Below are 13,396 nucleotides of genomic sequence, written 5' to 3' on the forward strand. Positions count from 1 at the left end.
ATTCTATTCTCCATGCTTCACATGCAAAAATTCAATCCATGAAGAATCTTCCTTTACACACACTCTACCACAGCCTTCCGCTGTTTTTTCCATTGATGGCATAAGAAAAAGCACTCCTCCTCTTCACAGCAGAAATCCAACTTTTTATACACAATCCATCAAAGTTGATCGATAAAACACAAAGAAGAAAAACAACCTCACACGCCTCTACCCCAAAATCGCTATAGTACAAACAGAGTGTATACGACAATAATTTAAAAACCGTATCAACATAAATCATTATTGTAAAGAGTTTAACTCTATCAGCTCATAGAGCATAATGAGACTTCTACAACACACCCAAAACCCAATATATTGCACTTATTTCATAAAACTTTCTACTTAAGACAAACATAATAAAAATTAGCGTCTAATTTAGTGAAAATATTATAGAATAAAAAATAAATACGCTTTTTTATTTAACTTAAGCCGTGAGCTCTTATGATGTGCTGAGTTGATATTTATTTTTCTCTGACACCAGACCTTTTAACTCTTTAACTCTATTTTTAAAATATTTTTCACATAAGAGATTCAATGATACTATACAGCATAGGAATAAACATACATTTCTTCAGGCGTAAATTAGATCTTTAGAGTTTATATATTCAACATTTTTCCTCTCATAAAATATTGTAGTGTTTTTCTCTTCATTTTAGCATCTCACCATCTATTTTGGAACATAATGGGGCAGCAAGCATTCTATCTCCAGCATCAGTAAAGGAGATAAAATATGGAAACCCGCATTCCTGAAGACACACCCTTCGATACACATTTTCTTGGGAAAACATCCCTCGAGACAGACTATCCATTTTTTCAACCACCCATTTCATGGTCTGCTATCTTTGCCGGACTTCTAACAGCTCTTGCCACATCAATCTGCCTTTCTTTTCTAGTGGCAGCATTAGGCTTGAGCCAAATGGATTTCACTTCTTCAAACCCTTTTGAAGGTTCTTTCTTTTCTTTTGGTATGAGCTCTCTCATCGTCATGCTGATAAGCCTTGCCTTGGGCGGTTTTGTTGCCGGGCGTTTTGCTGAATCCTCAGGAACCCTGCATGGCTTTCTCACTTGGGCTCTCTTAACACTGCTGATGACCCTTCAAGCCATCCACGTGGTTTCAAGCACCGCAAAAATAGGGGCTAAAGCAGCCCTAGAAAATAGCTCAATGATCGAAAAGACTATAGATAGTTTCAAAACAAACATTTCCCCTTTGTTGGAAAAATTAAACAGCGAGGATTTTGCACAGTTTTTAACCAAAAACAGCGACAGTGGTATCAATTTTGACCAACTTGGCAGTGAGTTGCGTACCCTTCTCAACAAAAGCGACATTCCTGCCCTCAACCCTGAGCGCTTAAAAATATCCTATCAGGCAGCACTCAGTGATATTGGGGAGGCAATCACAGCTTTTAAAAAGAATCCTTCGCATTACCGTACCACTCTGAAAAATCTAGAGGAACGCCTTTCTGATCGTGTAGAAGATTTGACAGAAAAATTTAATCGAAGTGATATCATCAACGCCCTCACAAAAGATGGCATGAGCCGTGCGGATGCACAAACAGCCGCCAACGAAGCCATTCATGTTTATCAAAGTGCAGAGGAAAAAACTGCAAAAGCGATAAAAGTGCTTGAAGAACGGGCTGAAACCCTCTCTGATAATCTGGAGGATGCCATCAAAGGAGCCAAAAACACCGCTACAAAAGTCACAAACACAGCCTCGAATATGGGATGGTGGGGCTTTTTAGGCAGTTTGATAGGCGCTGCAATTTCCAGTGTTCTTGGTTATTATGGTTACAGAAGCCGTAAGGATTCTTTCACCCTTTAAAAGCTTATGTTCTATAAAACAAACACTTCAAAAAGCTGTACAGACTGTACAGCTTTTTTTATACTCTTTCCTGACTGTTCTTTTGTATTACCGTCTCTCATATGAGACATTTTTCCCACCTCTAATCCTCTCACATTGCCCTTACTTAATATCAAAGAACGCCTCATCTCCGCAAATGAATATTGTACCCGTTCTACAGAAACTACTTATGAAAAAAGCTTCTTTTCTCAATTGAAGCATGAGGAAAAAACTAGACAGAACAAAATAACATGATAAACATATAAAAATATGAATGGGAGGAAATTTTAAAAGCTGTAAAAGCTTTAGCATGTTGGGGAGCATTGTGACAAAGAAAAAATCCATGATTTTCGCCCAAATAGGACTTTTTCTCCTTTTGGGGGTTTGCAGCTTTGCTGATGAAACGGCTCAAGTGACATTTGCTTTACACTTAGCCGAAAGTACAGCCTCCATTTCCATGCTGCTTTTTGCAGGGCTTATGGGAGGAATTTGCGCAGGCCCTATTGCCCCACGTCTTTTGCATCATTTCCAGCCAGCGCACACAATTACTGTTGTTTTATTGTTTGAAGCACTTTTCATAGCCACAGCCGCAATCGCCAACCAGTTTTGGCTTTATATTGCCCTTTCTTTTGCCCTGGGCTGTGCGGGTTCACTCTTTTGGTCTGCTATCCTTGTTGCTGTGCCTGATTTTGCAAAAAACGATCAGCAATTAGACCGCATCAATCGTATTATCCAAACGTTTCGTAATCTTGGTTATATTGCCGGACCGCTATTAGGGGGTGTATTATATGGTCTATCAAACGGGCAAAAAGGGCTCTTTGCACTCTCAATCATGGTTCTCTGTGCAGCCTTGATCACCACATACTGCTTCAAAAGTTTTAAAATGCATGCGCCAACAACAAACGTAGCACAGCAAAGCAAAAAAGGGCTAGACTTACCAGGGCTTTTGCGTAAAAAAACGGTTGTCTATGCTCTTGCCCCCCTTATTATCACCATCATCCTCACCTCTGCTCTTAATGTGTTGTCGATTGTCCGCATCCGTACCGAACTCTCCTTCAGTGCACAAACCTATGGAATAATTAGCAGCATGCTCAGTCTTGGTCTTGTGGTTGGTCCACTCTGCTTTTCCAGCCTTTTCCACCGCCTTGGCAATGCCGCTGGAGCATCACTGGCTGCTGCAACCATTGGCTTGGCCATTTTCTGCTTTTCCTTAACAAACTTCATATGGCTGATGATGCTGTCATTTTTTATTCTTGGGGCTGCCAATGGTGTGCAAAATGCCCTCATGGCAAGTTTTATGATGAAAGCCATCCAAAAAGAACAGCGAAACAGCCAAATGCCCGCTTATATTTTCATCATACAAACAGCTGTGTGCATTGGTTTTATCAGTGCAGGTTTTGTAAAAGTGTATCATACCCAACACACACTCTTTATCATCGGCATCGCCACTATGATCACAGGCATATTAGGCTTTATCGTCAACAACACTCTACAAAAAAAGGAAGGTGATCATGCTTAACAGATTTTGCCATCTTTTCTCTCACACAAACCATGCACAAAAAGGACATGACAATAAAATCCCAACCAACATCATTGTTTCTCCCCCATATCAACTAATGGGATTTTGCTAAACCACTTGGTGTGGAACAGCAAACAATCATTGCAAAAATTTGATATTTAAAAGCAAAAAACGATAACATCATGCAACAACACCCCATGGAACAAACAACCACTTTTTTTGTCAAAACAGGAATGCTGCGCTTGGTAAAAGAATAAGGATCAAAAGATGCCCCTGATAAGACCTGGTATGGGAACAGAAAACAGTATTGAACTCATTTACACACTCATTCAAATGGCAAGACCGCGCACAGTCCTTGAAATCGGTGCAGGTGATAGCACACGCATGATTGCGAAAGCACTGCAAAAAGCAAAACAAGCATGGCAACAGGATAAAAAACTTTTAGAATCCTCCACGTGGGAAGAACGTACAGCTTTGCTTGATCCCTCAAGGGTCCTTGAGAATTATCAACCACGATTGATCACCATTGATGATTTTTCAGTAGAAGGACAATCCGCTGAAGAAGCATGGCAAAAACTGCTCCAAGACGAGCATATTGAAAAAGGCATGGTAACATTTATCCATGAAAATTTCTTCTCTCTTGATGATGAAATGCTCCAATCTTGGGGACCCATAGATTTTGCTTGGCTTGATGCTGGAACGCCTGCAGATGATGTGCGATTTGTTACCACGCTTTGGAAATATATCAGCGCTGGTGGTTATCTCTGTCTGCATGAACCAACCATGACCACAACCGTTGCTGTTGATGGAGAGCAACGGGTGCGACGAGTCAGAACCCCTTTGTGGGAGGAAATTCTCTACCGCCTTGATGGATCCTATGAAGCTTTAACACTCCCCGAAAACCACAAATATCGCCAAAGTGGTCTTGGTATTATTCGCAAACGAACCCCTGCTGAACAAATTGTCCGCACACAATCGCTCCAAACAGAACTCCTAGAGGTCAATGAACTACCCCTTCGCAATGATCTTTTGCCTATGGGAAAAGAAGCACTTCACAAACGCAATACCCGCAATTCATTGATTTCTGCCATGACCTCACCGACATTGCGCGCTATTTACGCCACCATTATCCTTGGTGCGAAAAATCTTTCTGATATCCTCAAAACTGTCGATTGTGATGCCAAAACCATTCACAAATCCATCAACCGTCTTTTAAATCTTGGTCTTATTCAAAACACACCAACAGGATTTCAAGCGGAAGGAACACTTTGGCAAGCACTAGAAGATAAAAATGTGCGGGAGAGAGAAAATTTAAACGACCGCCACTTAGAAACAGAAGAGATGCTTATAAAAATTGTAGAAACTTTTCAAAGGGAAAAAATCTATAGCGAAACAGAAGTCTCCAAGATATGCAATCTCTTTACGGTAGATTTTGCTAGATTACGACGCACCCTCATTGAGAGAGGATTTTTACAACGCCATGGGGGCAAATATCAACGCATGCGCTAAGAAAGAATTGAATGATGATTAATGAACGCAATCATTTTTCTTCTCTATTTCAAGAGCATGAATAACCTTCCACTAAAAAATATAATTTCGTGAAAAACTTATAAAATCATTCATATATTGACAATCTATAGGAATTTGTACATCCTCTTTGTAAGAGTTTCATGGGAGGAACAAGAATGCGGGATGTCAATTGGTTATCAAAGTGGATTAGAGACAGTCAAAATTATCAGGAAAAAATCTGAAATCAAGGTCTCAATGATCTCACGATTATTGGGCAAACATCAGGACGCAGTATTGTTGCTAAGTCAAGGAAAGCTTACATTGATTTTATGTCATGTTCTTAATCTAGGATTAAAACGTCATCCAGCATTAAGTGATGCCGTAAAATCTTCCCTAAAGAGGTTTGGTGTGCAATATGCAGCTGCGCGAACGCGTGCAAAATGTATATTGTTTGATGAACTTGAGTTAAAATTAAACACCCTTTTTCTCAATTTCCCTTCTGTCATATTTAATTCCTATTAGAAAAGCTGTGTTTATGAAATTCCGCAAACCTCAAGAAAACAACTATATTGGAAATGGTGCACGCGGGGACACAAAACGATCCTAACAACAGCTGCTTTATAAGCGTATATGGCAAAAAAAGTTCTATCCTGAAATGCTCAGTGTTTCTAAAAACGTCGTAGAAAAAACAATATTCTTGCAGTGGACTGGCTGATAAATCAGGAAGGATACTCTTGCAATGAAATGTGTACAGCAAAAACAGAGCTGACAAAACTTCCTCAAAAGATACAACAAAATGTCTTTGATCATTTAACAACACTTCTATAGAAATTCCATGGGCACAAATAAAATAATTTTTTTCATCTATAGCGCAGTTTTTCTTTCTGAATTTTCCTATTTCTTTGTCCTCCCTATCCTTGGAAGCTCTTCTCTCATAACTGCTGCAAATGTTGCTTTTTATCTCGCTGGATCAGTAATCCTCGAAAGCATTCTCATGGTAACCACAACGGGTTTATTAGAGAGATTTTCGCGCAAACTTTTAATGGCTACCGCCTTTATTTTAAGGAGTACCGCTTTCCTGTGCATTATCCTGTCAACCACACCTTCTGCATGGTTGATCTTTTTTACCTTAATGGCTTTTTCAAAAGCAATTTCAAAGCCATTTTTAAGAGAAATTTTATCAAAACATCTCAATGGAAATGCTCTTAAACGCGCATTAACTCTCTATTCTTTTTTTCAAAACGCTGCGGTTGTTATCGCCCCACTTGTTGCAACAATTGCCATAAAATATAACGCATCAGCTTTTCTAATGGCTTTTTTTGCAATCATTAGTTTGTATCTTTGTGTTCTATCGATTCAAATTGTTTATCACTACCCCCATAAAAAATCATCCGTTGAAAAGAATAAAAAAACAAACACCTCTCTTCTTTCTTCTTTAAAAACAATAAGATATAATCATTCTATTATTTATTTGCTGGTCACAGCTTTTCTTTGTGCATTCCTCATGGGAATTTTTATCACCACCACAACACTTCTCAATAAATTTGACAGCAATCTGGCCCCTTATAGTGGAATTTTCTTTTCCATTGTTGGAATCAGCATTTGTATCTGGCAAGGAATAATCAATAAACACCTTAGCCTTTCCGATAAAACAACTTTTTACCTATTATGGCTTATGGGAAGTTTCGCTTCATTCTTCCTCATGGGTGGAGTCCTTACCGCTGTGACTGCACTAATTGCCTACAGTATCTATGAATCTGTTATGATTCCAGAAATATACTATCAAGCAGGAAAAACAACCGCCTCCCTCTCTGCCAGCATTCTTTTTAGTTATATCCTTGTTATTTCAAATATTGGTCAAGCGACAGGCTCATGGACAAGTGGATGGATCATCAGCTATTGCAACAATCACATTGCTTTCATCTTTTGCATGATTGTTGGTGTCTCAGCTTTTACCTCTTGCCTCTGTCTCATGCAAACGAAAAAATAATGAGCGACAATGTCATATATCATTTTTGCAACCGGGTGGCACAACAAGAGTACCCACAACACTTCGCCATAAGTGCTCAATTATGAGTTTGTAACACACTCTGCTGCAAAAAAACTCGAAACTGTTTTTAAAGATTTCTCTATAAAATCTGTTGCCAATTGTCTCACAGCGGAAAGATTATGGGGCGGATTTTTGTTTGCCCATGAAATTTGTCGCCTTCTCAAAGTACCATATTATTCATTTGCCTCTATGGTTGATCTTGAGACTTTAAGTGCAGCTATCGAAGAATTTTTTATCGATACCATCATTTGCCTGTCAAGTTTTGCGGATAAACTTATTATCGTATCTTGGGAGTAAAAATTAAAATCTCTAAAAAAACTATTCTATCTTGGAGAAACCTTTCAACCTGAATCTGTTTTGAAAATAAAAGAGATAATCCCTGACTTAGCTATTAAACCCCTTAAAGCTTACCACTCAAGAAACGGGCCTCATAGGTTTCCAATGTTCTAAATTTGATGAGAACATTTATCATCTTATATGCTACACACAAAGGAAAAAAAACCTCAAGACTTTGGCAAAGAATTGGAGCAAAAAAACTCTCAAGTCAAATATTTTTCGCCCTCCAAACAACAGAAACATTAAAGCATATATACTTAAAACATGCAGTATACCAAAAAAATGCTTCTCCCCCCATGCGCCTTACAAGAACAAGAGATCGTCAACCTCATGAAAAATCGGTATCAGAATTTTTTTACCACTGGTCGAACTTCAAAAACAGCGCTATGAAAGGCACTCTCAGGAGCAAATAAAATAAATCTTATAATCGAAAAATGAAATGTTACGGAAAATCCTCAGTTTCAAGGCAAGCATAAAACTCATTCTCATAACCATACTTTTGAGCAATGTTGGTGTTTTTATGGTCGTTCCTTTTTTGGCGATCTATTTAAGCAAATTGAATTCTCTCAGTGCGATAGAAGTGGGGACCATCATTGGTATTGCTTTTTGGTGTCAAAGAGCAGGCTCTCTTTTAGGAGGCATACTTTCCGATTATGTCCATATCAAAAAAACCATGCTTTTGGGTTTAGCAATAAGAATTCCAGGCTATCTGTTCATTGGTTTTACGCATAATTTTTACCTCCTGCTCCTCTCCTGTGTCTTCATTGGACTAGGAAGCAGTATCTATTTTCCTGCTGCAAAATCTTTTTTAGTAAAAAACGTCTCTCAAGCTGACAAAGTCGACATTTTATCGACAAGACTCATTTTTTCCAACATAGGGACCGCCATAGGCCCCTTGCTTGGAATGCTGATTTTTAAAATTCATCCTCCTTTATTGTTTAGTTTTGTTGGCTTTCTCTTTTGTTTGTTATTCCTTCTCAACTGTACCTTAAAAGACAATACCGATACCAACACACGCAATAAAATACATTTTTCTGATTTTAGAAAATTGCTTACCAATAAAACGATGCTTTGCATTGTGTTTTTTATGTTTTTATTTACCTTTTTTTACATACAACTCGAAGTCACTCTCCCTCTATTTGCTGAACAAACTTTTGGAAGGAGTGCTCCTTCATACATTTTTCTCCTCAATGCCCTTATTGTTATCTTTTTCCAAATACCAGCCTCAAGGTGGGCATGTAAAAAAAAGGCCAAAACGCCTATAGTTTTATCCTTTACTTTTTTTGGTCTCTCATTTTTGATCCTCCACATTCTTGATCATTCCTACATTAGGCTCTTTTTAGCGATCATCCTTTTTACTTTTGCCGAAATCATTCTACGCATACGCCTCGACTATGATGCAACAAACATAGATGAACGCCTCATTGCTAGCACTCTTGGCATTATGAGCTTATCCAGTGCTTTTGGAGGCATGGCAGGCAGTTATTTTGGTTCCCTCTTATACAACCAAGATATTTTGAGTTTATCTGCTTGGCAACTCTTAAGCATTGCAGCCATCAGCGCTGCTCTCCTCTCCCTCCTACTTTTTATGAAAAAAGTAAAAAAGTAAATTTTTTAAAACATGATATAGTCTTTCTCATGCAAAATTCTTATATGAAGCACAATATGATGCATGCAACCTTTTACCAAAGGGAAAGAAGAAAAATCATATTCTCAAGACCATTCCACACAGTACTTTTTGATATTATAAAGGCAAACAATGCAATTATCATCCCCGCAAAAAATATCTCAAAAAAACAAAATCCCTCCTGCAATCATTGGGCTACTCCCTCAAATATTTGCAGAACATTATAATCATAATCAGTTAGAAGAATTATTTCTTACATCCAATGCCCCTCATAAGATTCCAGAGGGATCAAAACCTACCAAAGTTCAAGCATGACTCCAAGCCATCAACATGGAATGCGATGAACCGCTTGAGATCTTTGGTAACCTACTTGGTGATTTTATGGACAACGAATCTCATAAGTCCAACAGTTTCTCATTTGATAACAGATCAGAAGATCAAGATAAGATTTTAGAAACGTTAAAGAAAGATGGATTGCAGTATGTGCGTGAAGGATATATTACCAAAGCTGGCTTTCTCTCTATAGAGGCATTGCAAAAAGAAGTTGCAAAGAATGAACTATCAGCAGTCAATACTGAAATAAAGAGAGCATTGGAAAACATAAAAACCGATCCAATGGCTTCAGCTCTCTACGCAGCCAATCTATTGGAAGCATCCTGTAAAGTTTATCTCAACCACCACGCTCTCTCCTATAAAGAAACCGCTTGTACGCTACCCGCTTTATGGCAACAAGTCATAGAACATGCTGAGCTTCGTCCAAAAGATATGGAGAAAAAAAACTTAAACGATCTGGATAAAAAGAACTTAAAAATGGTAGTATCTGGTCTCTACCAAGTTGTACAAGGTACCATGAATCTAAGAAATAACGAAAGTGCAGCCCATGGTCGCTCGGAAGAAAATTTTCGAGAAATCAATCTCAAACCTCGTCATGCGTGTTTAGTTGTTAATGCCGCCTCTGCCCTTGCAATGTATATCTTAGAGTTGCGCCAAAAGGCATCATAAAAAAATACTCTCGATAAACGAAACAGATTGATCCTAACATTTTCCCCTCATGAATTTCACACCAGAACACAAACAGGCTCCGTAAAACCGGACCGGATCTTATAAAAACCCCGAACCATTGACCTTTGGAGCAGAGCCTACACAAATATGTAGGCTCTGTTTTGCTCTCATGCCAAGAGAATTGACAGAAAACAGACTCCTCGATAAACTCACCAAAATCCGCTAAATGAGAATTTTATTGGGGAAAAATCGATTATACAGAGGGAACATCAAGGGAACAAGCATTGGGGAAGCATCAGCACTCCCTATCACATTTATCCCAATAGTACAGTCCTCACAAACAGGTGTCTATTCTCAAAGCCTGTGATTTATGGAACAGAACCAATATTGTAAAGAATATCAGCAGGGGGCATAAGAATGCAAAAAAGAGATTCCTATAGCAAATCAGAAAAGTCTGTCATTTATACCGTCATTATCTCCAGTATATTGCCCTTACTTGATGGTAGCATTGTGAATGTCATCCTCCCTAATCTTGCACATTATTTTTCAGCGGGAGAAAAGAATATACAATGGATCGTAACCTCCTATTTCCTCGCCACTGTGCCAGGATTGTTGATGGCAGCTTTTCTGCAAGGAAGAATAGGCGTAAAAAAAACCTGGCTGCTTGCAAACTGCATTTTTATGCTTGGATCACTGGGGGTGGGATTAAGCAATAATTTTCAAAGCATTATCTTGGCCCGTATCGTGCAAGGTTTTGGGACAGGCCTTTTGCTTCCCTTAAGCCAAACCATTATCGCCTTACAATTTGGACAAGACCGCGTTCGCCAAGCCATGGGCACCATAGCCGTACCAACGGTTTTTGCTCCTGCTTTTGGTCCGCTGGTGGGCGCTTCCATTGCTCAGTATGTCTCTTGGCGGCTGTTATTTTTTATCAATATCCCACTTATTTTATTAGCACTTGTCATTGGAGCAAAACATTTAAAAACAAATGAAACCACCAAAATAAAATTTAACTCCCCTGCATTTATAGCCTTTTCTCTATCACTTATTTCGTTTTTTTACCTCACAGAAGCCAGAAATATCACTAACAACACCACCATATATATCATAGCATTGATAGCGGTGCTCTCTCTCATATTCTTCATTGTTTCTAATCAGAAAGCAAAAAACAAATTAATCACCTTTAGTGGCTTTACAAATGTGCGCTATACATTGCTCATGATCATGGGGCTGATTGCTTCCTTTCTTTTTTACAGCTTTCTCGTTTATTTTCCCTTAGCTCTCGCTTTAGAAGAACCCCATGAAAAGAGCCTTCTCATCATCGGTGCTCTCCTTGCTTTGCAAGGGGTAGGCGCATGGATCGGCAGAAAATTCATTTACCAGAAATGGAAAGAAAAATCTCCCTTTTTCATGATAGGAATTGGTTTGTTGATCTCAAGCTTTGGCTTATTATGCTTTGGCTATACAATAAGCATGGATGGGCTAGGTTTCTTGCTAAGAGGTGTAGGGCTTGGTATCGCCACCATTGTGTGCCTATCTGCCCCCATCCAATATGTCGATCCTTTATACGTTAAAGATACAGCCGTTATCACACGCATATTACAACAAATAGGCGGTGCTTTGGGAGGTGTGTTCTCTGGCTATTTGCTACATTTGCTAAGAAATGGACAATTTACCCTCAATCAAACATATCTCATATTCTTCCTCTTCTCTATCGTAACATTTTTACTATTTTTCCTCGTACTCTCCTTATCGCCTAAGGAGAAGAGTGCAAACTTATGATATGCTTTGTTGCCTCCATAAACATTTGCTATGGTAATAAAATTATAGAGTATGTTTTTTGGTTTTAAAATACCACTATGCTGGGACTTTAACTCCACAACCTTCATCTTTGTAAAAAGTACTACCACACCAGACTTCTTAAGCTCTAATATTGGTCACACCCAGCCAATTGCACTTTATCACGCCTTTTCCTGCTTTGCTAAAGGATGGGATAAAGACTTTAGACATGTGGATTTTATACATGTGCTATGGAGCTTTTTTTAAAAAACGATCACCATAGAGTATCATTCCGTATTATAAGATATTCACAGTATTAAGCATGCATTATTGATGTGTGATAAGTCATAGGCTCGCCCCCGAAAGCTGCTTCAGCACAATTATAGGACTCATAATCCCTCAAATTTTCTCTGTCAGGCAGGCGTGATTATGGCAAATCGTACCGCACTATCAAAGCCTATAGGGGGAACAAACGTGCATCCAATTCTCCAACATAACTTTACCTGCGTTTTTTTCTCCTCGATAGGAGAATGGTTGCAAGTGTTATTTATTTCAGGTCTTTAATGCTTTGGGAAGTGTATAATTTTTTGACGTTTTTAGCTTTTGCGCGCATAACATATTTATTTATACTGGAGATATTTTTCTGACATGGTCGTCGACTATACGAGCACAGGAACATATGCTTTCATGGTGTTTATCTTGATAGCCCATAAAGGAGAATAAAGAGCGTTTGGCATTATGGAGATTTTGTTGAACCTTCTTTAACGATGGGATTATCTTTATGATCAAGGAATATTTTTAGCGCCAAGTATTTTTATGTTTTTTTATGCAATTATTCGAGCATTTTTTCTTCACTTGTGGCTTTTCCTTCCACCAACCTTTATCTACTTCACTTTCTCACTCCCGTTCTTCTATGCGGGTAAAAGGCTTAGTCTTCTTTTTGAAGAGTAAAGGACTATCGCTATTTTATTGTGTTATGATATATGTAAGTGATTTTTCTGATGGTGTTTTGCGAGAGGTTTCTTATATTTTTTATTGTATTTTTACGCAAAAAGCTTTTTCACCCAATCCATGAGCTTTGTACTTTTGCGCACTTAAGCCATATGATAGGGTGAATGCAAAATAAGATGCGTAAGCTATTTTAGCAGCCTTGCCTTATGGGAATAGGGTTGATTGGTGTAACCTAACGCCTCACATTGGTAACAGCTCACATTGTTTTTTTCGTGTAAGGGGATTTGATTTTAGCCCTAGCCTCACCTCACGCTTTGTAGAGGAAGAGCCAACACTCTGTCATTATGTGCAATGATTTTTCTTTATGTTTTTACCTTCGGTCTTAGCAATTGCGTAGTGGAAGTATGTTAGCCCATTTTAGATTTAGCGCTTTTGAGTTTTGTGCTTTATTTTTTGGAGATTTGTTTTATTGGTTGCGGGGGCAGGATTTGAACCTGCGGCCTTCAGGTTATGAGCCTGACGAGCTACCGGGCTGCTCCACCCCGCGATAAGGTATTGAGATTATTTTTTTCTACCCTGCTTATATACAGTATACTATATTATATTTCATTGGCATTGAAGAGAGAATATTTTTATGCATTTGGCAGACCTGGCAGCGACTTACTCTCCCGTGCCTTAAGGCAAAGTACCATCAGCGCTGGAGCGTTTCACGGCCGAGTTCGGGATGGGATCGGGTGCGTTCACTCC

The 13,396-nt window shown here is 38.8% G+C and carries 10 protein-coding genes, 1 tRNA gene and 1 rRNA gene; 10 read left to right on the top strand and 2 right to left on the bottom strand.

Annotated elements, in window-relative coordinates; genetic code table 11:
- Positions 1-769 precede the first annotated feature (769 nt).
- The 10 genes from FS875_RS04605 to FS875_RS10795 all read left to right on the top strand — a co-directional run bounded on the left by FS875_RS04605 (position 770) and on the right by FS875_RS10795 (position 12,262).
- Positions 770-1,858, top strand: coding sequence for a TIGR04086 family membrane protein (locus tag FS875_RS04605; RefSeq protein WP_144753684.1), 1,089 nt, complete (start codon positions 770-772; stop codon positions 1,856-1,858).
- 343 nt (positions 1,859-2,201) lie between these two features.
- Entirely contained in the window at positions 2,202-3,395 is a 1,194-nt protein-coding gene (locus FS875_RS04610) for an MFS transporter (RefSeq protein WP_144753687.1), read from the top strand.
- Positions 3,396-3,662: 267 nt separating this feature from the next.
- Positions 3,663-4,904, top strand: coding sequence for a DUF2087 domain-containing protein (locus FS875_RS04615; protein WP_144753690.1), 1,242 nt, complete (start codon positions 3,663-3,665; stop codon positions 4,902-4,904).
- Between the two features lie 183 nt (positions 4,905-5,087).
- Positions 5,088-5,426, top strand: coding sequence for a hypothetical protein (locus FS875_RS04620; RefSeq protein WP_144753693.1), 339 nt, complete (start codon positions 5,088-5,090; stop codon positions 5,424-5,426).
- Positions 5,427-5,739: 313 nt separating this feature from the next.
- A complete protein-coding gene (locus FS875_RS04625; RefSeq protein ID WP_144753696.1) occupies positions 5,740-6,894 on the top strand; it encodes an MFS transporter in 1,155 nt (384 codons plus the stop codon).
- A gap of 72 nt (positions 6,895-6,966) precedes the next feature.
- Positions 6,967-7,251 carry a hypothetical protein gene (locus tag FS875_RS04630; protein WP_144753699.1) on the top strand — a complete coding sequence of 95 codons (285 nt, stop codon included), beginning with the start codon at positions 6,967-6,969 and terminating at the stop codon, positions 7,249-7,251.
- A 478-nt stretch (positions 7,252-7,729) separates the two neighbouring features.
- A complete protein-coding gene (locus FS875_RS04635) occupies positions 7,730-8,899 on the top strand; it encodes an MFS transporter (protein WP_144753704.1) in 1,170 nt (389 codons plus the stop codon).
- A 348-nt stretch (positions 8,900-9,247) separates the two neighbouring features.
- Positions 9,248-9,919 (top strand): abortive infection family protein, encoded by a 672-nt coding sequence (locus FS875_RS04640; protein ID WP_246067851.1) that lies wholly within the window; start codon positions 9,248-9,250, stop codon positions 9,917-9,919.
- A 417-nt stretch (positions 9,920-10,336) separates the two neighbouring features.
- Positions 10,337-11,701: an MFS transporter gene (locus FS875_RS04645; RefSeq protein ID WP_144753707.1), complete on the top strand. Its 1,365-nt coding sequence runs from the start codon at positions 10,337-10,339 to the stop codon at positions 11,699-11,701.
- Positions 11,702-12,127: 426 nt separating this feature from the next.
- On the top strand, positions 12,128-12,262 hold the full coding sequence (locus FS875_RS10795) for a hypothetical protein (protein WP_281282241.1): 135 nt from the start codon (positions 12,128-12,130) through the stop codon (positions 12,260-12,262).
- 857 nt (positions 12,263-13,119) lie between these two features.
- Here the strand turns inward: FS875_RS10795 and FS875_RS04650 are convergent.
- Together FS875_RS04650 and rrf are read right to left on the bottom strand one after the other, a co-directional pair.
- A tRNA-Met gene (locus tag FS875_RS04650) sits at positions 13,120-13,196 on the bottom strand.
- A gap of 100 nt (positions 13,197-13,296) precedes the next feature.
- Positions 13,297-13,396, bottom strand: a 5S ribosomal RNA gene (gene rrf, locus FS875_RS04655); the annotation flags it as partial.

Source organism: Bartonella saheliensis (assembly GCF_902162175.1).

Excerpts from the sequence above, each read along its gene's own strand:
- FS875_RS04605 (WP_144753684.1), top strand. The coding sequence starts at position 770 with ATGGAAACCCGCATTCCTGAAGACACACCCTTCGATACACATTTTCTT.
- FS875_RS04615 (WP_144753690.1), top strand. The coding sequence starts at position 3,663 with ATGCCCCTGATAAGACCTGGTATGGGAACAGAAAACAGTATTGAACTC.
- FS875_RS04620 (WP_144753693.1), top strand. The coding sequence starts at position 5,088 with ATGTCAATTGGTTATCAAAGTGGATTAGAGACAGTCAAAATTATCAGG.
- FS875_RS04625 (WP_144753696.1), top strand. The coding sequence starts at position 5,740 with ATGGGCACAAATAAAATAATTTTTTTCATCTATAGCGCAGTTTTTCTT.
- FS875_RS04635 (WP_144753704.1), top strand. The coding sequence starts at position 7,730 with ATGTTACGGAAAATCCTCAGTTTCAAGGCAAGCATAAAACTCATTCTC.
- FS875_RS04640 (WP_246067851.1), top strand. The coding sequence starts at position 9,248 with ATGGAATGCGATGAACCGCTTGAGATCTTTGGTAACCTACTTGGTGAT.
- FS875_RS04645 (WP_144753707.1), top strand. The coding sequence starts at position 10,337 with ATGCAAAAAAGAGATTCCTATAGCAAATCAGAAAAGTCTGTCATTTAT.
- FS875_RS10795 (WP_281282241.1), top strand. The coding sequence starts at position 12,128 with ATGGCAAATCGTACCGCACTATCAAAGCCTATAGGGGGAACAAACGTG.